The organism is Geoglobus ahangari (assembly GCF_001006045.1).
Taxonomy (GTDB): domain Archaea; phylum Halobacteriota; class Archaeoglobi; order Archaeoglobales; family Archaeoglobaceae; genus Geoglobus; species Geoglobus ahangari.
This window is the reverse complement of record NZ_CP011267.1, coordinates 331,883-352,738: the sequence shown is the minus strand read 5'-3', so window position 1 is coordinate 352,738 and position 20,856 is coordinate 331,883. Positions and strand designations below refer to the sequence as shown.

The window sequence follows — 20,856 nt, the reverse complement described above, 5'->3', positions numbered from 1 at the left end:
ACCTCAGGTTGAGAGAAGCATGATGGAGAAAATAGGGCGGAAGGCTTTAAAAACTTACTTGAGCTAAGGGCAGCCTCCCTCTCCCCATCCCCTCATCCTGTAGTACTGCCTGAGCATCTCCACGACGTCCTCGTAGCTGTAAACCCTGCCCGTGAGGTAGTCTCTCCACACCTTTTCGCCCTCCCACGTTCTGAGCGGCTCGAAGAACTTTTTGGGGGGCAAGTCGTCTTCAAAGCTGTAGCCCTCCGAGCAGTTGAGCTTCCTTGCGAGGGTGAAGGCCCTCCCTCCCGCCTCGACTATCTCCTGCCCGCTCGCCTCTATTCCGGTGGCATTGGAGAAGAGTTTGGAGAGCATGTCCACGTTCAGGCTCCTCGCTATGCTCTCCCTCCTGCAAAGGGCAAGGCCGTTCAGGGCCCAGAGCCAGTTCTCAGCAGCGAGCGTGAAGAGGGCAGGGTTGAAGCCGTCTCTGAACGTCTCGGCTATCAGCTCCTCGCTCGCGCCTATGCTCCTCATGTACCTCTCGATGCTCTCCTTCCTTCTCCCCGGGAGCACGGTGATGGTGACAGGCCCCTCCTGAGCCCCTCGCGGGTTGGTCAGAAGGCCGAATGCCTCGCTCCCGGAAGCCACCCTCGGGTCGAACAGGGGCTCCATCTTCTTTATGAAGTAGTCCTCGAACTCGTACCTCTCCTTCAGACCGTCAATCCCCTTGGCGAGCAGCTCTCCAATGCCCTCCTGCTTAGTAGTCTTCTCCATGAGCTCGATAACGGATTTTGCGCTCCTTTCGATGTCCACGTCAGCTTTGCCCTCCTCCTTCAGGGTGGCGAGGATGTCGAAGAGCTCCGCGAACATCATCGCATCTATTCCCAGCCTGTTGGCGACATCGTGGCAGAGAACAGCCTTCTCCGCGCTCTCAACCCCGCACTTGACTCCGAACTCGTAGGCAACGCCGAGGTAGAGGGATGCGGGGGTGACCACCTCTCTTCCATCCACCTCGGCCTTCAGAATCGCCTTGCATGGTGACGGACAGCCATGGCAGCCGGTGCTCCTGAGCTTAATCTCCTTCAAATACTTCTCCACTCCAAACTCCTTCGCTGTGCCCTCGTCAACGGCCTCGCTCTTCATCCTCCTTGCCAGATACCCGTGCTTCGCCCAGCTGTCCCACGCGGCCATTATACCCATCTCCGCGTAGATCTTGGTCACCTTGTCCCTCATCACGCTCTCCCTGAACTCCTTCACGGCCTCTCTGAAGCCATCTTCGTTCGCTATCTCTGCTTTTCCGGTCCCTCCAACCCTTATCGCCTTCAGGTTCTTGCTGCCCATCACAGCCCCGAGTCCAGCTTTGCCGAGGTGGTGTATGCCGTCTATCAGCGCGAGAGCGTATCTGACGAGGTTCTCTCCAGCCTGCCCTATTGTGAGAACGCTCCTTCCCTTCTCCTTCAGCAGCTCGTAGCTCTCAAGCGCATCCTTCCCCCAGAAGCCGGCATCTCTGATCTCCACCTCTCCGTCGAAAACGTCTATCCACACAGGCTTATCCGCTCTGCCCCTTATCACGATGAAGTCGAACCCTGCCCTCTTCATGTCCCTCGCGAACGCCCCTCCCCCGACGGAAGGGCCATACGTGCGGTTCAGTGGATTCTTCGTGACCGCAACAACCTTCGTCGCACCCGGAACGGGCGTGTTGGCGAGAATTCCTGCCGAGAAAACTATGAAGTTGTCCTCGCTTAGCGGGTCGAAATCTCCCGAGAGGGAGTCTGCGATTTCGTATGCGATTCCTATGGTTCCGAGCCACCTCTCGTATCTCTCCGGTTCGATTTCGTGAACCTCATGTCTCCTTTCAGCGAGATCTATTTCGAGCATCCTGCCAGTAAAGCTCATAATTTAAAATTTGAAAAGCGGGAAAATTTAACCTTTGCCATTCTTCAGTATGAACTCGGCGAGGTTCTCAACGAATTTCAGGTTGTCTGCGCTGTCTATGTATGTGTCCATGAAAGCAGCGTCATCGCCTATGAGTATCACGTAGCCTTCTCCAAACCTCTTCATCCCCACCACTCCCTTCTCTTCGCCCGAGAGCCTGATGACGCTCTTATCCTCAACGAAAACTGGATTGCTAACTCTGAACGCCCCGTAAAGAACTATGCTCTCCACATCTCTGGATAGCTCGGTTTCAACAGAAGGGATGGCCTTAACGACGTTGTGCTCTATCGGGCTCGTGTCAGCGCTCATGCCGAACGCCTTAAGCAGCGGCATCAGGTTGGTGGGAGGGATGTGGATCATGATCACCAGCACCCCGCCACCCTTCACAAAGTCCACAATCTCCCTCTCGTAAACCCTGTGCGCCGGCCCTGTGAGGATGTATGCCCTCGCATCTCCGAGATCGTCAATACCTCCTTCAACAACCTCCAGCCCCTTTTCTGTGAACACGCCCTTCATCTTCTCGAAGCTCGAGAATATTGGTCTGTGCTGCGTGTCGAAAACAACCTTGGCCTCCTGTTTGTCCGCGCATCCGGACGAGAGCAGGGCGGGGATTGTGAGAGCGATCAGGATCACGAAAGCGAGCGTTCTTGAACCCATGGCTTCGGTTTGAATTCTGTGAATTTAAGTTTTTTTCTCGTAAGCTATGGTTAAGAAACCTAACCTAAGCTAAGGCGAAAAGATTTTTATCTTTCAATCCATGACTTATGTATGCGAAAAACTTTGCCCATCCTGCTCGTCACCTCCCTGCTCCTCCTCATGTGCGCTCAGGAGGATGAGAGAGCGATTATCGAGAACGTGGAGAAGAGGCTCGAGTCCGTTAATTCTTACAGGATCGTGGGGAGGATTAACTGGAGCGTGGGGAATGAGAGCGGCAGCTTCGAGTTCAGGATGTACTTCGTGAAGCCGGACAGGATGAGGCTGGAGCAGAACTCGTCCGTTATTGTCGTAAACGGCTCCGAGAGGTGGATGTGCGACGACAGGCACGTTTTTCACTCAAACAGGGGTGAAGATGAGGCGGTGGACTTCTTCACCCACTACCTCGAGCTGATGAAGCGGCAGGAGGGCAGGGTGTCTGGGTACGAGACCGTGCTCGGCAGAAACTGTGTTGTGATCGAGTTTGAAAAAGAAAATACTGCCGAATGGGTTGAGAGGGTCTGGGTGGACAGGAATGAGTGGTACATCGTGAGGGCTGAGGTGGGGGCGGTGCTTGAAACTCCTGAGGGCAACGTCACGGCCAAACAGACGGTCGAGGTGCTTGAGGTTGAGTTCAATCCCGATCTCAGCCCATCCCTCTTCATGCCGTGCGGCGATGCAAGGAAAGCGATATATCTCTCCTGAGACCAGTTTCGTTATGGTGATTTTCAGGTTCGTGGAGGATGGGAAAGAGGTTGAGGTTGATGCTGAGAGGGCGGTTGAATACGCCAGTAAGCTTTATGAAAGCGGAATGGTTCTTCTCTATGATAACTCGGCCATCAGGCCTGAGGAAGCTGCGGATAAGGAAGTGGTCGAGGTTATGGGTTTCGTGTGCGATTGAGGTGAAAGCATGAAGGTTGCGGTAATAGGTGCTGGAAATCTGGGCACTGCCATTATCAGAAACGCTGTGAGGAACGCTGAAGTAATAGCGGTCAGGAGGAGGAAGGATCTGTTTCCCGAGATTGAGGGTGTTGAGGTGGTCTCTGAGATTGAGGCTGCGAAAGACGCGAACATATTCGTCGTCACCCTCAAGCCCTCCGTCTTCAGGAAGAACATGGAGCTAATCGGGAGCGTGGCGAAGGGCAAGCCGCTCATAAGCTTCGCTGCAGGGGTGAAGCTGGAGGAGATGCTCAGGCACATAGACAACCCCTTCAGGGCGATGACGAACCTTGCAATCGAGAGGAGAGGGGTGGTCGCCTGCTATCCTCCCGAAACCGCGGAGCACCTCAGGTTCCTTGAGGCTGACTTCATATTCTGCGAGGATGAGAGGGAGCTGGAGGCCATGACCTCCTTCCTCGGAAGCTCCCCGGCAATACTGGCCAAGCTGATAAACGCGTTTGTGCTTTCCGCGATTCATCAGGGGGTTGGCTACGACAACGCCAGAAAAGCAGCCATCTCAGCCTTCGAGGCAGCATCCTACCTCTACGAGAAGTACGGGCTTGAGGAGGTTGTGAGGAAGGTCGCTACGCCGGGTGGCACGACCGCTGAGGGTCTCAGGAAGGTTGTTGATGCTGAAAAGGCATTGATTGACTCTCTCATAGCTGCGAGCAGGAGGGCTGATGAACTTTGAGCGAACTCGAGCTTCTGAAGAAGTACGTTAAGGACGAGAAGCTGATAAAGCACTGCCTCGCCACTGCGGCGGTGATGAGGGGCATAGCGAGGGAGCTTGGGGAGGACGAAGACTTGTGGTGGAGGATCGGGATTCTGCACGACATCGACTACGAGCTTGTTGGGGAGGACATGGAGAGGCACGGCGAGGTTGGGGCTGAGATACTCAGGAAGGAGGGTTACGGGGAGATTGCAGACGTTGTTGCGAGGCACAACCACATGAGACACGGGATGAATTACGAGGAACCGGTTGAGGTGGCTTTGCAGGCTGCGGACAGTGTTTCCGGCCTGATCATAGCCTGCGCCCTCGTCAAGGGCGGGAAGATCACCGAGGTGACTCCAAAGACTGTGAAGAAGAAGTTCAAGGAGAAGAGCTTTGCAGCTGGTTGCGACAGGGACAGGATAAGGCTGATTGAGAAGCTAATGCCGCTGGAGAAGCTCTACGAGGTTGGAATAAAAAGTTTGCAGGAGATAAAGGACGACCTCGGCCTCAGCTAACACGCGCTAATTTTTTTACTCCCTTCCTCTGAGATTTCATGGTGATTCTCGGCATAGCACTCGCTCTGCTTTCAGCCATCTGCTGGGGAGCCGGAGGTGTGGTTTTCAAGCTCGGACTGAGAAATGTTAGCGAGTACTCCGGAAACCTCATCAGGAGCTCGTTCGCGGTTCTCTTTCTCCTGCCTCTCGTGCTGGTGAACGGCATAGAGCCCCTCAACCTGAAGCTCGTCCTGCTGCTCATCTTCTCCACCATCTTTTCATTCTTCATAGGGGATCTGCTCTACTTCAACGCCCTCAGGAACTCCCCCGTCAGCTACGCCCTGCCGCTTGCCTCCACATATCCCGTCTTTGTGGCGGTGATGGACAACCTTCTTTACGGCTATGCTGTCACGGCCAACGTAATAGCAGCATCTCTCCTCACTCTCCTCGCGGTGATCGCACTTCCTAAGGAAGGCGGGAAGTTCACGCTGAAAAGCCTCACGGCCCTGTTCGCATCCCTCTCGTGGGCAATCTCCATAGTCACCCTCGACTACCTGACCGACCACCTCTCTCCGGTAACTCTCGCCTTTCTCAGGCTTTTGCTGAACTCGGCGATGCTGTACGCGATGGTCAGGAGGTTTGAGGTTGACAGGAACACCCTCGTCTACATGGGCCTGCTCGGGGGCCTGATCTCGGTCACGGGGATACTCTCCTTCGTGACGTCGGTGAGCCTGATAGGGAGCAACATGGTCTCGCCCATCTCCGCCACCTCCCCGGTAATAGGTGCGATGGTCGGAAAGGTATTTCTTAAGGAAAAGCTTACCCTCAGGCACGGGATTGCGATGGCGTTGGTCTTCACATCCGTCATCGTCCTCTCGCTACAGCCCCGATGATGACTACTCCCGCCACTGAGGTGTGATGACAAGTCGCCAATCTGAGGGGCATGATTTAAATCCTGAAGGGAGTGTGGCTGGCATGGAGTGGTTCGAGGAGCTCTACGGCAACACGGGGATAAAGATAAGGGTTCGTGAAAAGATGGTGGACTTCCACAGCAGATACCAGCACATTCAGGTCTTTGACACCTACGATTTTGGAAAGATGCTCGTTCTTGACGGCAAAATCCAGCTCACCGAGAGGGACGAGCCATTCTATCACGAAATGCTCGTTCACGTTCCCATGTTCTCACACCCAAGTCCGAAGAAGGTTCTGATTGTTGGAGGCGGAGATGGGGGTAGCCTGAGAGAGGTGCTGAAGCACGATGTTGACGATGTCGTGGTGGTGGAGCTGGACGAGGAGGTGGTCAGGGTTTCGAGAGAGTTCATCGGCATTGACCGCGGAGCCTTTGACGACCCTCGAGTGACCCTGCTGATCGAGGACGGGATAGAGTTTGTGAGGAATGCGGGAGAGAGGTTCGACGTTATGATCGTTGACGGCACCGACCCCAACCCCTACAGCGAGCACATAATCTCCGAGGAGTTTTACAAAATGTGCAGGAAGATTTCTGAGATCTTCGCCACCCAGAGCCAGTCCCCTTTCGTTCAGCAGGACTACTTCTCCACAATGCTCAGAAACATCTCGAGGGTTATGGACGTGAGGGTTTACGTGAACTTCGTTCCCACCTACCCTCTCGGCCTGTGGAGCTACATGCTCCACTCTCCCAGCTTCCCGGATCTGGAGGAGCTGAGAAGGAGGTTTGAGGAGAGGAAGGTGGAGGTCGTACACTACAACCCAGAACTGCACGTTGCAAGCTTCGCCCTGCCGGAATGGCTGAAAATGGTTGTGGAGAAAGCCTTGAAGGGCTAAATCTTCCTGCCCACGACAATGAAGCCCGTGTGGAATATGTCTGTGAAGGGCCTCGTCCCGACCCTCCTGAACTCGAGGTTCACCTTTATCAGCTCGAAGCTCTCAACGTCTCTGAACCCCACCTCGAGCATCCTCTCGTAGACAGCCTTGGTCTGTTCGATGTAGGGGTTGTAGACCGCAAGAAAGCCCGCTTCTCTCAGAATTCTGTAGGCAACGGGCACCATCTCCACGTCGTTCTTCATGTCCAGAAACACGAGGTCGAACTCCCTCTTAAAGCCCTCGGCCACCTCAACCGCATCCCCGACAATCTGGTGAATGTTCTTCAAACCAGCCATCCTGAAGTTCTCCCTCGCAACCTCAGCGAACTCGGGTCTCTTCTCCACTGTTACAACCTCTCCGTACTTGTTGAAGTATGCGAAGTAGGCTGCTGTAACTCCACTCCCAGTTCCTGCGTCGAGGATGAGAGAGTCGGGCTGCAGGCCGGTGTGCGCGATAATCATCCCTATGTCCTTGGGCATCACGGGTGTGGCCTTCTTCCTGAAGAGCCTGAAGAAGTCTGCAGCGCTGAAGGGGAGGATCTTGAACTCCACGCCGAGATGGCTTGTGACAGAATCGCCGTACCTCTTCTCTTTTAGCTCGTCGAGCCTGACTATCCCCTTGTGGGTGTGGAGCTCTCCCTCGAACTCGTTCACGAGGTAGAAGTTCCTCCCGCTCTTCAGAACTACCGGAGGTCTCATTCTTCCGTGAGCTTCATCAGAGCCTCTGCTATGTCTCCCTTCGCCTCCTCCAGAGCCTTCCTTGCCTCTTCCCTGCTAACTCCAGCCTGCTCCGCAACGAGCTCAACGTCTTCATCGCTTATGACGATCCTCTCCCTGACCTCGTAGTTCCCGGATATCTGGAACGTCTCAACTCCTTTAGCGGTTATCCTCACAACTGACGGGTTTTTGAAGACCCACTCCTCCCCCTTCGTGACTATGATGACCTCCTCGGCCTCCACTTCGTCCATCTCTATACCCATCTGCTTCATCATCTTCTTCATCTGCTTGGGGTTCATCGGCATCATTGGTCTGGACTCTGGCAGGGGAATTAAAAAAGGTAATGGTGTTTGCTTCGCTTTGGCAAGGAGGAACTCTTAAATATTTGTTATTATAAATTTCCTCCGAAGTTGTTGAGGGTTGTTATTGAGAGGTGGATGTAAGATGAGAAAGATTGTATTGGTGCTCTTCGTGCTTGTGGCACTGGGGCTGGTATTTGCAGGCTGTACACAGCAGCAAGAGAAGCCTGCAGCGACACCAACACCGACTCCCGAGAAGACAGCAACTCCCGCGCCAACGGAGACTCCCTCGATACCGGAGGGCGTGAGGATTGTTGAGACTGAGAAGTACTACGTGATCGTTGGAGAGAAGGGTAAAGTTGAGAGTGTGAGCGCTCCGGGTGGCAAGAAGGTCATAAGGGTTAGCTACGTGGTTGACGAGGAGAACACCCCGAGCATCGAGGAACTCATGGAGAAGGGTCTCGGATTTGGAGCAATAAACCCCGCCTTCTGGAGGGACACCGCCTTTGACGCACTTGTGAAGGCTGCAAGGAAGGAGACCAACCCGGAGATAAGGACAGCACTCTTCGAGGCCATGTACATAATTGCCAACGACGAGTCACCGCTCCTGACATTCGGACAGAACAAGCAGCTGAGAGTCTACTGGAGCTGGCTTGAGGGCAGGTACTACCACCCGACCCTTGCCGAGAGGTACGACCTGCTCTGGGAGGATCCGAACGCACCGTCCATCGAGATCGGTGTCAAGGACTACGTGAACGATCCGAACACCTATGTCATAGGAACCATCGGCTGGCCAGAGAGCTTCGATCCGGCAACGACCTACGAGACATTCGGATGGGAGATCTGGCACCAGATTGGCGACACGCTCGTGACCTACTGGAAGGAGGAGACTGAGGAGGTCTCGCCCGACCTCGCCGTTGCCTGGGCACACAACGAGGACGGCACGGAGTGGTACTTCGTCATCAGGGGAGGAGTTGTCGCTTATGATCCTTGGAATGACAAGACATACCCGATAGATGCCACAGACGTTGCGTTCAGCATCTGGAGGGTCAAGAGGATCGGCCACTCCGTCAGCTGGATGCTCGACTTTGTTGACGTTGACAACTCCACCGCCATGACCGAGGAGGAGTTCAAGAACGTGCTCGCCAATGAGAAGCTCTACGCCGAGTTCAAGGGCAAGGCAGGAGAGGTCAAGTCCCTTGACGAGCTGCTGAACATGTTCGGATACAGCGGCGAGACGGCAGGAGTCTACAAGCTCAAGCTCCCGGAGCCGTACTCACCGATACTCGGAATTCTGGCAGATCCGTTCCTGTCTGTGCTTCCAATGGAGTACCTGCTTGGAGACAAGTATGAGGAGGCACTGCAGGCATCGGACAACGGCAAGAACCCGTCTGCCTGGGAGGCTTACGTCAGCGAGGGTAAAGAAGATGCTACCCACCAGCTGATGCACCAGAAGCCGGTTGGAACCGGGCCGTACTACATCGCCGAGTACGAGGAGAACAGCTACATAGTTGCGAAGAAGAACCCGTACTACTGGGGCAAGTCGCTCTGGGATGAGATGTATTCTGGCGGAGACAAGGCAATGCACGACACCGTGATCTGGATCATAAACAACGACGCCGTCTCGAGGGTCAACCTCTTCAAGACCGGAACGGTTGACGTCGTTGCCCTCCCGCCGGAGAGGCTCGAGGACGCCAAGGGACTCACCCTCGAGGGCTATGAGTCAGTGGTGAAGACCGACCTGCTGCAGCCCGTTATAACCTACGGTGTCTTCAACACCTACAAGGAGCCGTTCAACAACAAGCTCGTCAGGGAAGCGCTGGCTTACGCGACGCCATACGACACGATATCCAAGAACGTCTACTCCGGACTGCTTGAGAGGAACTACGCGGCAATTCCGAAGGGATGGCCAGGCTACACGGAGTACGGAATCAAGAAGTACACGTTCGACATGAACAAGGCCAAGGAGCTCATCGAGAAGTCTGGCATCGATCCAACCAAGTACTCCATCGAGATAACGTACAACACCGGTAACTCCGCGAGAGAGAAGATCGCGACGCTCCTGCAGAACACCTGGAGCCAGCTCGGATTCCAGGTCACCGTAAACGGACTCGAGTGGCCAGTGTACCTCAGCAAGGGTGAGCACGGACAGTTCGACTTCTACATAATCGGATGGGTGCCGGACTACCTTGACACCGACAACTGGGTCGGACCGCTCTACTACGGAGCCACCGCCTTCAAGGAGGTGACCGTAACGGTTGAGTAATCTTTCCAAATTTTTTTATTTTTGTGTCTTGGCTTGCTATTTGCTCCCAAGTGGCAATAATAAAGCTTTATAAACCTGGCATTTAGTAGCACAAAAACTCCGGAGGTCGAGAGATGGCAGAGCTGAAAAAGTTTCTCGTCAGAAGGCTGCTCACGTTTATCCCCACGATAATTGGCGTCACCTTCATCGTTTTCATAATTGCCTACGCGATCCCTGCCGACCCTGCAAGGGCGTGGGCCGGTGGAGAGAAGGCGAGCCAGAAGGCCATAGAGATGATAAGGGAGCAGTACCACATGGACGATCCGTGGTATGTTCAGTACGTGTTCCTCGTCAAGGGTCTGCTGAAGAACGAGATAATAGATCCGAGAACATCAAACCCCGTGATGGACGACATTGCCAAGCGTTTCCCGGTCACTTTTCAGCTCGCCCTGTTTGCCTACTTCTTCGTTCTCCTGATAGGCATCCCCCTCGGGATCCTGTCGGCGATTAAGAAGGATACGGTGATAGACACGTTCGTAAGAGTATTCGCCCTCTTCGGCGTCTCAACCCCTGTTTTCTGGCTCGGTTACATTCTCATTTACGTGTTCTTCGTTCAGCACAGGATCATAACCCTTGCCGGGGTGCCTCCATCCCCCGACACGACGATAACGGGCATTCCGATCATCGACTCCCTCCTCACCGGAAACTTCGAGCTCGTAAAGCAGCACGTGAGCAGGTTCTGGCTTCCCGGCTTCGTTCTGGGCTTCATGGGGGCGGGCGTTGTCGCGAGGTTCGTCAGGAACTCGTTCCTCGAGGCGATGAGTGGGGACTATATAGAGTTTCTCAAGGCCAAGGGCGTTCCGAAGATGAGGATCTACAGGCACGCCCTCAAAAACGCCCTCGTTCCTGTTGTCACGGTTCTCGGACTTCAGTTTGGAGGACTTCTGAGCGGAGCACCCATAACCGAGACGGTCTTCGGCCTTCCGGGGATAGGGCTTTACGCGATATTTGCCATAAGCGCCCTCGACTTTCCCGCAATAGTTGCTGTCACGTTCGTTTTCGCCATAATCTACGTCATAGCCAATCTTATCGTGGATGTCGTCTACGCGCTGATAGACCCGAGGGTGAGGTACTGAGGTGGTGAAATGGAGGAGTATCAGAGAAAGCTGCTGGACAGGGTTTCGGACAAGGTCATAGACCTCGTGGTCTTTCTGATCTCCCTCTTCAGAAAGGGCTGGAGGGAGAAGAACAGGTCGAGGATCTCAGAGTGGAGGCTAATGTTCTACGCCCTCAACAGGAGCCCAATTGGTGTTGCCGGCCTGTTCATAGTCCTGATCTTCACATTCATAGGTATATTCGGGCCGATGATCGCCCCGTACAAGTACAACTACTTCCCCATATTCGAGAATCCGGATACCTACCTATCGCCTCCGGGCAAGTACTACCTGCTTGGCTCCGATCATTACGGAAGAGACCTCCTGAGCCTTCTTCTGCAGGGCGCGAGGACGTCACTCGTTATTGCGATAATCGTCATCTCCATCGGCGTGCCCATAGGCATAACCCTCGGGCTCATAGCCGGATACTTCGGTGGAAAGGTGGACGAGTTCATAATGAGATTCACGGACGTGTTTCTCGCCTTCCCACCCCTCATCCTCGCCATTGCCTTCGCTGCCGTCCTTCCTGAGAGGCTGTCTGACCTGATACAGACCAACGCCTACCTGAGGGACTTTCTGCTGTGGGTGTTCGCCCTCGACAGGAGAGAGGCCGGAAACATCAGCAGGCTGCTTGCGGTCATAATCGCCCTTGCAATCGTCTGGTGGCCGGGGTACGCCAGAATAACGAGGGGATCTACTCTCACCGAGAGGGAAGCGCTATACGTTGAGGCTGCAAGGGCTATAGGCCTCCCGTCCAGAAAGATAATGGCAGGACACGTGCTCCCCAACATCCTCGGGCCCATTCTGGTTTACGTGACCCTCGATTTCGGAAGCGTCGTTTTGACCGAGGCTGGTTTAAGCTTCCTCGGGCTCGGAGCGACACCTCCAATAGCCGACTGGGGCAGAATCGTCTACGACGGCTCTCAGTTCTTCCCGAACGCTTGGTGGCTGATTATCTTTCCGGGACTCGTGGTCATGCTCAACGTCCTCGGCTGGAACCTGCTGGGAGACTCGCTGAGAGACATCCTCGATCCGAAGCTAAGGAGGAGCATAGAGTTCAAGGTGAAGAAGACCGAGAAGGTGAGTGAAAATGAGTGAGAAGCTTCTCGAGGTTAGGAACCTCACGGTTCACTTTTACACCTACGCCGGAGTCGTGAAGGCCATAGAGGACGTGTCGTTTGATGTTTACACCGGCGAAACGTTCGCCCTTGTTGGTGAGACAGGATGCGGTAAGAGTGTGACGAGCAGGGCGATTACCAAGCTCATAGAGTCACCCGGAAGAATCGTGGGAGGGAAGGTGTACTTCTACAGGAACGGTGAGAGGCTCGAGCTCCTCGGAATGAGCGATGAGGAGATAAGGGACATCAGGGGCAAGGACATCGCCTACATCTTTCAGGATCCCCAGTCCTCCCTCGATCCCCTCTACACCGTCGGGTATCAGGTAAGCGAGGCAATGTATGTGCACGGGAGGGTGAGAACGATAAAGGACGGAATTGTCAGGGCGATAGACATACTCAGGAGGGTTCTGATCCCCGATCCCGAGAGGAGGGTTAAGAACTACCCGCACGAGCTCAGCGGAGGCATGAAGCAGAGGGTGGTCATAGGCTCGGGCATCGCCAACGACCCAAAGCTGCTGATCGCCGACGAGCCCACAACCGCTCTTGATGTCACAGTGCAGGCGCAGATCCTCGAGCTCCTGAAGAAGATGAAAAGGGAGTACGGGCTTTCGGTGCTGCTAATCACCCACGACATGGGTATAGTTGCGGACATGGCTGATCGAGTTGCGGTGATGTACGCCGGGAAGATCGTTGAGCTCTCGGATGTTTACACTATATTCAACAGACCAATGCATCCTTACACCATCGGTCTGCTGAAGTCCGTTCCTAACCCGCTCAAGAAGGTCGACAGGCTTGAGACGATTCCGGGAGTTGTTCCCAACCTGATAAACCCGCCGTCCGGGTGCAGGTTCCACCCGAGGTGCAGCAGGGCGAGCGAGATCTGCAGGTCGAGGGTTCCCGAGCTTGAGGAGCTGGAGGAAGGGCACTTTGTCGCGTGCCACAACCCGGGTGAGTGAGATGACCGAGCTGCTGGAGGTTAGGGAGCTGAGGAAGTACTTCCCCGTGAAGGGCATATTCTTCACCAAAGGCCATGTTAAGGCTGTGGATGGGGTGAGCTTCTCGATAAAGAAGGGAGAGACATTTGGTCTCGTCGGGGAGTCTGGGTGTGGCAAGACGACGGTTGGGAGGACAATCCTCAGGCTGATCGAGCCCGACTCCGGGGAGATTGTGTTTGAGGGCAAGAACGTAGTCGAGATGGGCGGTAAGGAGCTCCTGTGGTTCAGGAGAAAGGCTCAGATAATGTTTCAGGATCCGTACTCCTCGCTCAACCCGAGGAAGACTGTCTTTCAGATTGTCATCGAGCCCGTGAGGCACTACGGTATTGACGTGGGTGATCCGGAAGAGTTTGTGGTGAGGCTGCTTGAGAGGGTGGGCCTAAACGAGATGCACCTGTATCGCTATCCCCACGAGTTCAGCGGCGGGCAGAGGCAGAGGATTGCCCTCGCAAGGATACTCTCCGTGAATCCGGACTTCATAGTCCTCGACGAGCCAACTTCAGCTTTGGACGTTTCCGTGCAGGCCAACATCCTCAACATGCTCAGGGACATACAGAGGGAGATGGATCTCACCTACCTGTTCATCAGCCACGATCTGGCGGTTGTTGAGTACATGAGCCACAGGATAGGGGTGATGTACCTCGGAAAGCTTGTTGAGGTTGGTGATGCGGAGAGAATATTCGCAGAACCCCTCCACCCGTACACCAAGGCGCTGTTCTCGGCAATTCCCGTCCCCGATCCTGAATACGAGAGGGGTAAGAAGGTAGAACAGCTTGTGGGCGAACCGCCAAGCCCGATAGACCCGCCGTCCGGGTGTAGATTCCACCCGAGGTGCAGGTACGCCATGGACGTGTGCAGGGAGAAGGAACCTCCGTTGAAGGACATGGGTGGCGACAGGAGCGTTGCCTGCTGGCTTTACTGAATCAGCTCCAGAAACCTTTTTTTAAATCCCTCGTCAACCTCGAGTAGTTCCGAGTATACCGGGTCTGCAGGGCGCTGCTCCTCAACCGTCAGGTTCAGGTATCCTGTTTTGCCGAGATGCCCGCTCTTGCTGACCTTTTTCAGAATCTCCAGCGACATCCTTAGCTCCCTCTCCCTTTTCGCGAGCACCTCGTCCTCTGCAATCTTCCTCGAATGTCCTCTGGGGATGAGGAGGATTCTCGCGAGAGACCACCTGCCCATCTTCTTCGCCCTTTCCGATCTCACCGACCTCAGGTCTTCCTCCACCGATTTCCTCAAACTTCTGAAGAGCTCGAGAAGCTCCTGAGGTGAGATAGCTACGCTCAACACCTCCCCTTCCGGCCTCTCACCAACCTCAGCCCGTATCAGCGCGGAAACCCTGAACTTCTCCGAGAGGTAGGGGGGAAAGTGCGCATCCACCCAGAACACTCTTCCCTCAACCTCGAACATGTGGTGGGGAACTGACAGGATTCTGCGGCTCACGGGAGAAGGTGTCGCGCAGCGGATATTACCTTTTCCCACCTCGCCAAGCTTCACATGAAAAGGTTCATATTACTGAGTCTGAGAGGTTCTACCGCAAGCGGCCCCCGTAGGGTAGTGGACATCCTGAGGGTCTCCGGAACCCTCGACCCGGGTTCGATTCCCGGCGGGGGCGCTACTCAATAAGTCATGGTTTCCTCTGAACGCTCTCCATCTGTTCGTGTGGTATTGGCTCCATAGAGGTGGCCGTCCAGCGGCTGTTCACTTCTGACTGCTTGAGTTGTATTATGTGAGCACATTGGTTTTTTGTTGAGCCTTATGATTATAATTTTGAGATAGCAAGCTCCTTTTATTGGATGTTTTTAGTTCTAATTTCTAATTTATCTGTTCCAAAATCGAACAAACTCGAAACTCTTAAATACTATGAATTTCACACTGTGAAAAATTGGGGTGCCATGGATGAGAGGTATTGTTTTGTTTATCGCTTCTGCAATTCTCCTTGTTAGCTTGGCAGGTGTTGGAAACGCTGAGTATGACCCTCCCGGCCCTCCTGCGGTTGAGGTGAGGGTGTGGCTGCTCAGCTTCACACCTCTCGACAACTTCGATGATGGGTGGAACGGCAAGTCCGACATTCGCTTCGAAGCCACTGGCAGTGCGAAGGATGGGCAGGGCTACTACACCTACTTTGAGTACGATCATGACACTGTGAGCGGAAAGATCGTTCCGAAGAGCAAGGAGGGCAAGGAGGTCATGCAGATTCTTTACAGGGTGCGAGAGTGCTGGCCTGTGGATCTGGAGGTTGAGATCAAGGCCACGGACGTGGACAACCCGCCAGTCGATCCCGACGATTATCTCGGCAGTGCGAAGTTCACGGTTGACAAAACGCTGAAAAAGAGGTTTTACAGCGTCGTGATTCCGGGGAAGTTCGTTGTGAACGTTTACGTTGAGGCTGTGCCTGTTAAGGAGGATTCAGACAAGTGCTCTTACTTCTTCGATCAGCCTGAGACGAAGTCGAGCAGCATTGTTACGAAGAGTGGAGCCAACATCTACGACTTCGAGCTTGCCAACATGCTCAAGATGTGGATAGCCGAGAAGGGGTTTGCCAACATGCTCATCTTCTTCCAGCAGTGCTTTGGGGGAGGAATGACTGACGACATTCTGAAGAAGATCGATGGTGATATTGCAGTTGTATCTGCTGCGAAGCATGATGAGGTTGCCTACGGCTACAACGAGTCGAGTGTGGGCGTGAAGGTAGATCCGTTTTCGAGGGAAGTAATTGAGGGACTCAAGAGCGGAAAGTCTGCGAAGGAGATTGCCAGAAATGTGGAGAAAAAGGACGAGTATGGCGTGTATGCGAATAAAAGGTACAATGGATATGTGGACAAGAGAAGCGAGCACACCCAGTACAAGGCTAAGGGTGAGGGGGACAAGGTGCGGCTTGGGAAGAATGCCGATGGGAGTGAGGTGAAGAGCAAGCACGCGATAGTCTTCGCCGGAGACCCCGACGACACCTACGACTGGACTGAGATTAAGGGCTTCGTGGACATGCTGAAGGGACAGGGCTTCTCTGATGAGGACATCGTTGTGCTGGCAGGCTCAGGGAGAAGCGCTGCCAATCCCTATGTGGATGGGCCCGGAACGAAGCAGGCCTTGTGGAACGCCATAAAGGATCTCTCCGGGAAGATGAACAAGGATGAGCAGCTTGTGATCTTCGTCACGGATCACGGCAACCTTGAGAAGACGGAAAAGGCACTCGATCTGCTCATAAATGACCCGGTAAAGCAGCCAGTCCCGGTTAAAAACGAGGAGCTGGAGAATGAGGATGTGTGGATTCTCGATGAGGACTTTCTGGAAGTTCTGAACACCACAGACGACAACGTGCCCTACATCAGCCTGATGATCCTACCGCCAACGGAAATAATCGAGGAGGATCTGACTTACGAGTTTCTGGGGAACGTCACACTCCATCTGAACGAATTCGAGCTCGAACCGGAGATAATCGAGCCTGTTTACGCTCTTGACGAATTGCCAGACCTTGACGCATACGAGGTAGTCTTTCCAATCTATGACGAAGGAATTCTGGGCAGGGAGAACGTCATAGAGCTGTCCTTCGACCAGCCGGAGATGTTCAGACCGTTCACCGTCGAGATGCTGTTAATATCCACGGGCAGCATCCCGAGGGTGATAGACGCTGAAAAGCCGGTTGTGGAAGAGCCACCCCGTCCAGAGCTGGTGCTGGAGCTCACTCCCGTCTTTGACGTGGCGAACGAAACCCTGATTCTCTCCGACAGCCCCATCCTGAGTGAGGACGAGATTTCGGAGCTGATCGCCTCGGGAGACCTGTTCGCCCTGATGGTTGAGAAGAAGGACTGGTACAACAACAACACGCATCTGGTTCCGGGGTTCGTGAAGGACTGGCTCGGCAACACGAGGGTGAACGTGGAGATCCTGATGGACGATGGCAGCGTGATGGACATCTACATGGTTGTGGAGAACGCCTACATAAACGAATTCGAGAAGGGGAAGCTGAACGACGCCACTGCGAGAGCGAGTTTGAGCGAGGAGACTGTGAGGAGAATCATAAGCTCCGACGACCCCGTGGCAGAGGTTCAGAAGGCCTACAGCAACGGGGAGATCCAGTACTCAGGTGTGGGCTTTGTGGAGAGCGTCAAGGTTGAGGTCGTGAAGGTCATCGTGAAGATCTACTTCATCATAAGCGACCTTCTGGGATGATGTGAATGAAAACCCCCTCATTTATTATTCTCTCCCTCCTGCTCCTCAGCATACTCTCACTCGGCTGCAGCGAGGATGAGAAGAACGTTCAGGGAGATGTTCAGGGAAGCGTGGACAGAATTGCGGAGCTTATTAGCGCTGCAGACAGAAGCGTCGAGGAGAGCATGCAAGCTATAATCAACGACGATTACGATGGTGCGAGAAACTCTGCAATAATGGCTAAGGAGTACGTGAGCGAGGCGAGGAAGGTGTACGGGGAGGTAAAGCCCCATCTCAGCGACGAAGACGCCAAATTCCTCGGAACGCTCATTGAGTATGAGGACAGGTGGGCGACCCTCTCCTACAAGACGGCAAACGTCAGGGAGCTCGGAAGCTCCCTCCTTGACAAAATGCTTGATGAAAGCGCAGAGCTTGCACTTCCGAAGGTCGAACTCCTTGAAAGGGCCTACAGAGAAAATGCCGACGACTGGAAGGGGCTTGCGGATTTTTTGAACGCAAATCTCAACACCCTGCAGAGGGCTGGGATTGACGAGGCTGAGGTTGAGACGATCTACGCCCTCTCCAGCGCAACTCAGCAGCTTGCCGACACCCTCTCTGAGTACAGGGAAAACCTCGTGTCTCAGGTTGAGGGCTACACACCCCTTGCTGAGAGGGAAATCGTCAGCGAGGAAAGCACGAGCTCTGAGCTGATCCCCGACAGCGTTGCAGAATTCTTCGAGAGCTTTGATGCTGACAGGAACGGGAAGCTCAGCATTGGGGAGGCTCAGGAGTTTTTCTACTGGGTGGAGAACAACGTTGCCTACAGGTATGACGATGAGGAGGCTGAAAACACGATTGTCGGGCTTGAGGTGGGTGACGGCAGGGAAGGGAAAGATTACAGGCAGACTCCAGCCGAGACGCTCAGCGAAAAAGCTGGAGATTGCGAGGACATGGCGACGCTTGAGGTAGCATTTTACAGACACTTCGGCATTGAAGCATACGTGGTTGGAGTGGATACATCAGTTCCCGGCATCGTCGATCACGCTGCGGCAATCGTCAGAATAGGTGACAACGCTGAGGCTTTCAGAGAAACCCTCGGAAACCTGCTCTACTACGAGCTTGAAGGGGCGAGGGACGTTTACGGGAACGAGATCTCTCCGGGAGTCTACATGATTGTGGACAACTCCTATTCTGGCGCTTTCGGATACATCAGTGGGGGCGTAGAGGAGGGAACGTTCACAATCTACTGCATAATCCCGCTTGAAAGGGGCTATGGAGAGGAGTGGAGCGGAATAGTTGAGAAGTGCGTGAGCATGGATTAATGTTGTAAATTGAATTGATGCAAACACACCATTTTTCCAAAAGTTTGAAAGAAAGAATTTTAAAATTAAAACGACAAATTCTGATTTAATGCCTAAAGTAGTTGAAGCCGTTTATGAGAATGGAGTTCTTAGACTCCTCGAAAAAGTAAATCTAAAAGAAGGAGAAAAAATCAAGGTAGAAATAAAGAGGGAGATAGACCACCTTAAAGGGAAATACGGAAAAATGAAGGGAGATGAACTGCTAAAGCTGAGGGATGAAATTCATGACAGAAGAACACATTTTCGTGGATAGCTCAGCCTTTTTGGCTTTTTTTGTAGATGGTGTGGATGTTTTTGAAAGGATTGATGCTTTGCTGGTTACATCAACGAATGTCATTGAAGAGGTCGTGTACGTGCTTGTGAAAATAAAGGCGAGTGATGTGACCGGAATTGAAAAGCACTACGATCTCCTGCGCCACCTTAGAGAGAATCCAAACATTACAGTGGAAATAGCAAAGGAGGTTATTTCTGATGTTTCGAGTGTTCTCGACTACTGGGAGATTAAAGTCTTGCCTCCTGCAACGTATCAAGAGATGTTTGATGCAACCACGGCTTACGGTTTACTTCCAAATGACGCTCTTATAGCCGCAACCTGCAAGCACTACGGCAATAAAGAAAATAGCCACTTTCGACGATGACTTCAAAAAGGTCGACTTCCTCGAAATAGTGGATATCAGATACAATCCAACGCTACGGCTGTAGTGCTTTTGCAGGGGGTCAATCCAGCGCTCCCTTCGTACTCCTCACGTCCTCAGCTTCTCTAAGAGCCTGCCTCAATGCCAGAGCGAGGGCCTTGAATGCGCTCTCTATCTTGTGGTGCTCGTTCCTTCCCTTCACCTGCAGGTACACGTTCACTCCAGAGTTTCTGCAGAAGGTGTCGAGGAAGTGGAGCACATTCTCTCCCCTTATCCTGGCATCTCCAAACTCGCCTTCGAGGACGAAGTAGCCCCTTCCGCTGACATCCACTCCGCAAATCGCAACGCTCTCGTCCATGGGAACGATGGCCGAGCCAAATCTGGAAATCTTTTTCCCCTCAATTGCCTTTCTGAACGCCCTTCCGAGAGCTATTGCCACATCCTCCACGGTGTGGTGCTCGTCAACATGCAGGTCTCCTCTGGCCTTGACCTCAAGCCCAATTCCCGAGTGGAACGCGAGGCTTGTGAGCATGTGGTCGAGGAAGCCTATTCCAGTATCTATCGCAATCTCTCCACCCTCGAGGGAGAGCTTGACCACAACCTCAACCTCTTTCGTTTTCCTCTCAACCCTGACCATCTCAATCCTCCTCCAAACTTAGGAGCTCCTCAAATCTGAGCTTTCCTGTGTAGAGGGCACTCCCCACAACCACCCCAGCCGCACCAACATTCTTAACCTTTTCCACGTCCTCCTTGCTCGTTATCCCTCCCGACACTATCACCGGCTTATCTGTGGACTCCACGACCCGCCTTACTGCCACTTCATCAATCCCCCTCATCAGCCCCTCGACGTCCACGTTGGTGAAGAGAAAGCTGACATCAAGGTCTGAGTACATTTTCATAACCTCTACGGGGCTCAGACAGGTGTTCTTCTTCCAGCCCCGCACGACCACATTCCCTCCCCTCGAGTCAACCGCCACCATGATTCTCTTTGGGTACTCCTCTGCCAGCCTCCTGACCTCGTCCGACCTCTCTATCGCCATCGTCCCTACTATGACCCTCTCCACTCCAAGGTCGAGCAGCCTTCTTGCCGTCTCGGCGTCCCTTATCCCCCCTCCGACCTGCACCTCTGCAAGCTCCGAGATCTCCAGTATCACATCTTCGTGGGCAAGCCTTCCCTTAAAGCTCCCGCTCAGGTCTACCACATGCAGAACTCTCGCTCCTTTTTCAACCCACGACCTCGCAACGATCACCGGATCGTCGCCTTCGAAAATCACGTCATCCTCTTTACCCTGTCTGAGCTGAACGCACTTCCCGTCCTTGATATCGACGGCCGGAATGACCCTGAACATCCGGACTCAGTCTGCGAAAATAAATAAAAAAGTTTTCGTCAAAAAACGACTCAGTACTTTATTTTCGGCTTCCTGTACTTCTTCCTCGGCGCATTCAGGAGCTCCTCAAATTCCTCATCGCTCAGAGGCTTGAAATCGTCAAACTCGTCGAACCTCTTCCTGCCCTTCAAGCCCGATCTGCCCCTCTTTTCCGTTTTTTGTCAGAACATGGTGCTGAATCAATATTTAACCTTTTTGT

General features: G+C 53.7%; 21 protein-coding genes, 1 tRNA gene and 2 pseudogenes. 17 read left to right on the top strand and 7 right to left on the bottom strand.

Translation table 11 applies throughout. The features are described from left to right. Nucleotides 1-63: 63 nt before the first annotated feature. Nucleotides 64-1,875, bottom strand: coding sequence for an aldehyde ferredoxin oxidoreductase N-terminal domain-containing protein (locus GAH_RS02055; RefSeq protein WP_048094460.1), 1,812 nt, complete (start codon nucleotides 1,873-1,875; stop codon nucleotides 64-66). A 27-nt stretch (nucleotides 1,876-1,902) separates the two neighbouring features. Next, complete coding sequence (locus GAH_RS02050) at nucleotides 1,903-2,571, bottom strand: DUF4350 domain-containing protein (RefSeq protein ID WP_048094459.1); 669 nt, start codon at nucleotides 2,569-2,571, stop codon at nucleotides 1,903-1,905. 111 nt (nucleotides 2,572-2,682) lie between these two features. Here GAH_RS02050 and GAH_RS02045 point away from each other — a divergent pair, with 111 nt between their 5' ends. The 6 genes from GAH_RS02045 to speE are packed head-to-tail and all read left to right on the top strand — an operon-like array spanning nucleotide 2,683 to nucleotide 6,555. Continuing rightward, the gene (locus tag GAH_RS02045) at nucleotides 2,683-3,312 is read left to right on the top strand and encodes a LolA family protein (protein ID WP_156967360.1); all 630 of its coding nucleotides are present in this window, start codon (nucleotides 2,683-2,685) and stop codon (nucleotides 3,310-3,312) included. A gap of 13 nt (nucleotides 3,313-3,325) precedes the next feature. Next, complete coding sequence (locus tag GAH_RS02040; RefSeq protein ID WP_048094457.1) at nucleotides 3,326-3,508, top strand: hypothetical protein; 183 nt, start codon at nucleotides 3,326-3,328, stop codon at nucleotides 3,506-3,508. 9 nt (nucleotides 3,509-3,517) lie between these two features. Next, complete coding sequence (locus GAH_RS02035) at nucleotides 3,518-4,237, top strand: pyrroline-5-carboxylate reductase family protein (RefSeq protein ID WP_048094456.1); 720 nt, start codon at nucleotides 3,518-3,520, stop codon at nucleotides 4,235-4,237. Continuing rightward, nucleotides 4,234-4,773, top strand: coding sequence for an HDIG domain-containing metalloprotein (locus GAH_RS02030; protein ID WP_048094455.1), 540 nt, complete (start codon nucleotides 4,234-4,236; stop codon nucleotides 4,771-4,773). Before GAH_RS02035 ends, GAH_RS02030 begins: the two co-directional genes overlap by 4 nt. 38 nt (nucleotides 4,774-4,811) lie before the next feature. After that, nucleotides 4,812-5,645: a DMT family transporter gene (locus tag GAH_RS02025; RefSeq protein ID WP_048094454.1), complete on the top strand. Its 834-nt coding sequence runs from the start codon at nucleotides 4,812-4,814 to the stop codon at nucleotides 5,643-5,645. 25 nt (nucleotides 5,646-5,670) lie between these two features. Next, nucleotides 5,671-6,555, top strand: a complete 885-nt coding sequence (gene speE, locus GAH_RS02020) for a polyamine aminopropyltransferase (RefSeq protein WP_245604053.1) — start codon at nucleotides 5,671-5,673, stop codon at nucleotides 6,553-6,555. On the opposite strand, the gene GAH_RS02015 is transcribed toward speE, so the two are convergent. Both GAH_RS02015 and GAH_RS02010 read right to left on the bottom strand, forming a co-directional pair. Next, nucleotides 6,552-7,292 carry a tRNA (adenine-N1)-methyltransferase gene (locus GAH_RS02015; RefSeq protein ID WP_048094452.1) on the bottom strand — a complete coding sequence of 247 codons (741 nt, stop codon included), beginning with the start codon at nucleotides 7,290-7,292 and terminating at the stop codon, nucleotides 6,552-6,554. The genes speE and GAH_RS02015 overlap by 4 nt on opposite strands. Beyond that, nucleotides 7,289-7,618, bottom strand: coding sequence for a nascent polypeptide-associated complex protein (locus GAH_RS02010; protein WP_048094451.1), 330 nt, complete (start codon nucleotides 7,616-7,618; stop codon nucleotides 7,289-7,291). Before GAH_RS02010 ends, GAH_RS02015 begins: the two co-directional genes overlap by 4 nt. A gap of 136 nt (nucleotides 7,619-7,754) precedes the next feature. Here GAH_RS02010 and GAH_RS02005 point away from each other — a divergent pair, with 136 nt between their 5' ends. The 5 genes from GAH_RS02005 to GAH_RS01985 all read left to right on the top strand — a co-directional run bounded on the left by GAH_RS02005 (nucleotide 7,755) and on the right by GAH_RS01985 (nucleotide 14,043). Then, nucleotides 7,755-9,875, top strand: a complete 2,121-nt coding sequence (locus GAH_RS02005) for an ABC transporter substrate-binding protein (protein ID WP_048094450.1) — start codon at nucleotides 7,755-7,757, stop codon at nucleotides 9,873-9,875. Nucleotides 9,876-9,988: 113 nt separating this feature from the next. After that, nucleotides 9,989-10,990 carry an ABC transporter permease gene (locus GAH_RS02000; protein WP_048094449.1) on the top strand — a complete coding sequence of 334 codons (1,002 nt, stop codon included), beginning with the start codon at nucleotides 9,989-9,991 and terminating at the stop codon, nucleotides 10,988-10,990. Between the two features lie 9 nt (nucleotides 10,991-10,999). Then, nucleotides 11,000-12,106: an ABC transporter permease gene (locus tag GAH_RS01995; protein WP_048094448.1), complete on the top strand. Its 1,107-nt coding sequence runs from the start codon at nucleotides 11,000-11,002 to the stop codon at nucleotides 12,104-12,106. Continuing rightward, entirely contained in the window at nucleotides 12,099-13,082 is a 984-nt protein-coding gene (locus GAH_RS01990) for an ABC transporter ATP-binding protein (protein ID WP_048094447.1), read from the top strand. The genes GAH_RS01995 and GAH_RS01990 overlap by 8 nt, the downstream gene beginning before the upstream one ends. A 1-nt stretch (nucleotide 13,083) precedes the next feature. Continuing rightward, complete coding sequence (locus tag GAH_RS01985) at nucleotides 13,084-14,043, top strand: ABC transporter ATP-binding protein (protein ID WP_048094446.1); 960 nt, start codon at nucleotides 13,084-13,086, stop codon at nucleotides 14,041-14,043. Here GAH_RS01985 and GAH_RS10265 read toward each other — a convergent pair. Further along, the gene (locus tag GAH_RS10265; protein ID WP_052747720.1) at nucleotides 14,037-14,564 is read right to left on the bottom strand and encodes a hypothetical protein; all 528 of its coding nucleotides are present in this window, start codon (nucleotides 14,562-14,564) and stop codon (nucleotides 14,037-14,039) included. The two genes, GAH_RS01985 and GAH_RS10265, sit on opposite strands and share 7 nt — an antisense overlap. Nucleotides 14,565-14,664: 100 nt before the next feature. Here GAH_RS10265 and GAH_RS01975 point away from each other — a divergent pair. From GAH_RS01975 to GAH_RS11100, 6 genes and pseudogenes are all read left to right on the top strand, one after another. After that, nucleotides 14,665-14,736, top strand: a tRNA-Arg gene (locus tag GAH_RS01975). A 284-nt stretch (nucleotides 14,737-15,020) separates the two neighbouring features. Beyond that, the gene (locus GAH_RS01970; RefSeq protein ID WP_156967359.1) at nucleotides 15,021-17,294 is read left to right on the top strand and encodes a C13 family peptidase; all 2,274 of its coding nucleotides are present in this window, start codon (nucleotides 15,021-15,023) and stop codon (nucleotides 17,292-17,294) included. Nucleotides 17,295-17,299: 5 nt separating this feature from the next. Then, nucleotides 17,300-18,595 carry a transglutaminase-like domain-containing protein gene (locus GAH_RS01965; protein WP_048094444.1) on the top strand — a complete coding sequence of 432 codons (1,296 nt, stop codon included), beginning with the start codon at nucleotides 17,300-17,302 and terminating at the stop codon, nucleotides 18,593-18,595. An 88-nt stretch (nucleotides 18,596-18,683) separates the two neighbouring features. Further along, nucleotides 18,684-18,887: an antitoxin family protein gene (locus tag GAH_RS01960; protein ID WP_048094443.1), complete on the top strand. Its 204-nt coding sequence runs from the start codon at nucleotides 18,684-18,686 to the stop codon at nucleotides 18,885-18,887. Further along, nucleotides 18,850-19,182, top strand: a pseudogene (locus GAH_RS01955) (hypothetical protein); the annotation flags it as partial. The gene GAH_RS01960 and the pseudogene GAH_RS01955, both read left to right, overlap by 38 nt. A 6-nt stretch (nucleotides 19,183-19,188) precedes the next feature. After that, nucleotides 19,189-19,336 (top strand): annotated as a pseudogene (locus tag GAH_RS11100) (PIN domain-containing protein); the annotation flags it as partial. A 15-nt stretch (nucleotides 19,337-19,351) separates the two neighbouring features. On the opposite strand, the gene hisB reads toward GAH_RS11100, so the two are convergent. Together hisB and hisA are read right to left on the bottom strand one after the other, a co-directional pair. Further along, on the bottom strand, nucleotides 19,352-19,906 hold the full coding sequence (hisB, locus tag GAH_RS01950; RefSeq protein ID WP_048094441.1) for an imidazoleglycerol-phosphate dehydratase HisB: 555 nt from the start codon (nucleotides 19,904-19,906) through the stop codon (nucleotides 19,352-19,354). Nucleotide 19,907: 1 nt separating this feature from the next. After that, nucleotides 19,908-20,618 carry a 1-(5-phosphoribosyl)-5-[(5-phosphoribosylamino)methylideneamino]imidazole-4-carboxamide isomerase gene (gene hisA, locus GAH_RS01945; protein WP_048094440.1) on the bottom strand — a complete coding sequence of 237 codons (711 nt, stop codon included), beginning with the start codon at nucleotides 20,616-20,618 and terminating at the stop codon, nucleotides 19,908-19,910. Nucleotides 20,619-20,856: the final 238 nt, after the last annotated feature.

What these genes read in the sequence shown, in the direction of transcription:
- hisB (WP_048094441.1), bottom strand. Translation starts at nt 19,906, where the DNA reads ATGGTCAGGGTTGAGAGGAAAACGAAAGAGGTTGAGGTTGTGGTCAAG.
- GAH_RS01970 (WP_156967359.1), top strand. Translation starts at nt 15,021, where the DNA reads ATGAGAGGTATTGTTTTGTTTATCGCTTCTGCAATTCTCCTTGTTAGC.
- GAH_RS01965 (WP_048094444.1), top strand. Translation starts at nt 17,300, where the DNA reads ATGAAAACCCCCTCATTTATTATTCTCTCCCTCCTGCTCCTCAGCATA.
- GAH_RS01995 (WP_048094448.1), top strand. Translation starts at nt 11,000, where the DNA reads ATGGAGGAGTATCAGAGAAAGCTGCTGGACAGGGTTTCGGACAAGGTC.
- GAH_RS02015 (WP_048094452.1), bottom strand. Translation starts at nt 7,292, where the DNA reads ATGAGACCTCCGGTAGTTCTGAAGAGCGGGAGGAACTTCTACCTCGTG.
- GAH_RS02010 (WP_048094451.1), bottom strand. Translation starts at nt 7,618, where the DNA reads ATGATGCCGATGAACCCCAAGCAGATGAAGAAGATGATGAAGCAGATG.
- GAH_RS02000 (WP_048094449.1), top strand. Translation starts at nt 9,989, where the DNA reads ATGGCAGAGCTGAAAAAGTTTCTCGTCAGAAGGCTGCTCACGTTTATC.
- GAH_RS01990 (WP_048094447.1), top strand. Translation starts at nt 12,099, where the DNA reads ATGAGTGAGAAGCTTCTCGAGGTTAGGAACCTCACGGTTCACTTTTAC.
- GAH_RS01985 (WP_048094446.1), top strand. Translation starts at nt 13,084, where the DNA reads ATGACCGAGCTGCTGGAGGTTAGGGAGCTGAGGAAGTACTTCCCCGTG.
- GAH_RS02025 (WP_048094454.1), top strand. Translation starts at nt 4,812, where the DNA reads ATGGTGATTCTCGGCATAGCACTCGCTCTGCTTTCAGCCATCTGCTGG.
- GAH_RS02040 (WP_048094457.1), top strand. Translation starts at nt 3,326, where the DNA reads ATGGTGATTTTCAGGTTCGTGGAGGATGGGAAAGAGGTTGAGGTTGAT.
- GAH_RS02055 (WP_048094460.1), bottom strand. Translation starts at nt 1,875, where the DNA reads ATGAGCTTTACTGGCAGGATGCTCGAAATAGATCTCGCTGAAAGGAGA.
- GAH_RS01960 (WP_048094443.1), top strand. Translation starts at nt 18,684, where the DNA reads ATGCCTAAAGTAGTTGAAGCCGTTTATGAGAATGGAGTTCTTAGACTC.
- GAH_RS02050 (WP_048094459.1), bottom strand. Translation starts at nt 2,571, where the DNA reads ATGGGTTCAAGAACGCTCGCTTTCGTGATCCTGATCGCTCTCACAATC.
- GAH_RS02005 (WP_048094450.1), top strand. Translation starts at nt 7,755, where the DNA reads ATGAGAAAGATTGTATTGGTGCTCTTCGTGCTTGTGGCACTGGGGCTG.
- speE (WP_245604053.1), top strand. Translation starts at nt 5,671, where the DNA reads ATGACAAGTCGCCAATCTGAGGGGCATGATTTAAATCCTGAAGGGAGT.
- GAH_RS02045 (WP_156967360.1), top strand. Translation starts at nt 2,683, where the DNA reads ATGCGAAAAACTTTGCCCATCCTGCTCGTCACCTCCCTGCTCCTCCTC.
- hisA (WP_048094440.1), bottom strand. Translation starts at nt 20,618, where the DNA reads ATGTTCAGGGTCATTCCGGCCGTCGATATCAAGGACGGGAAGTGCGTT.
- GAH_RS02035 (WP_048094456.1), top strand. Translation starts at nt 3,518, where the DNA reads ATGAAGGTTGCGGTAATAGGTGCTGGAAATCTGGGCACTGCCATTATC.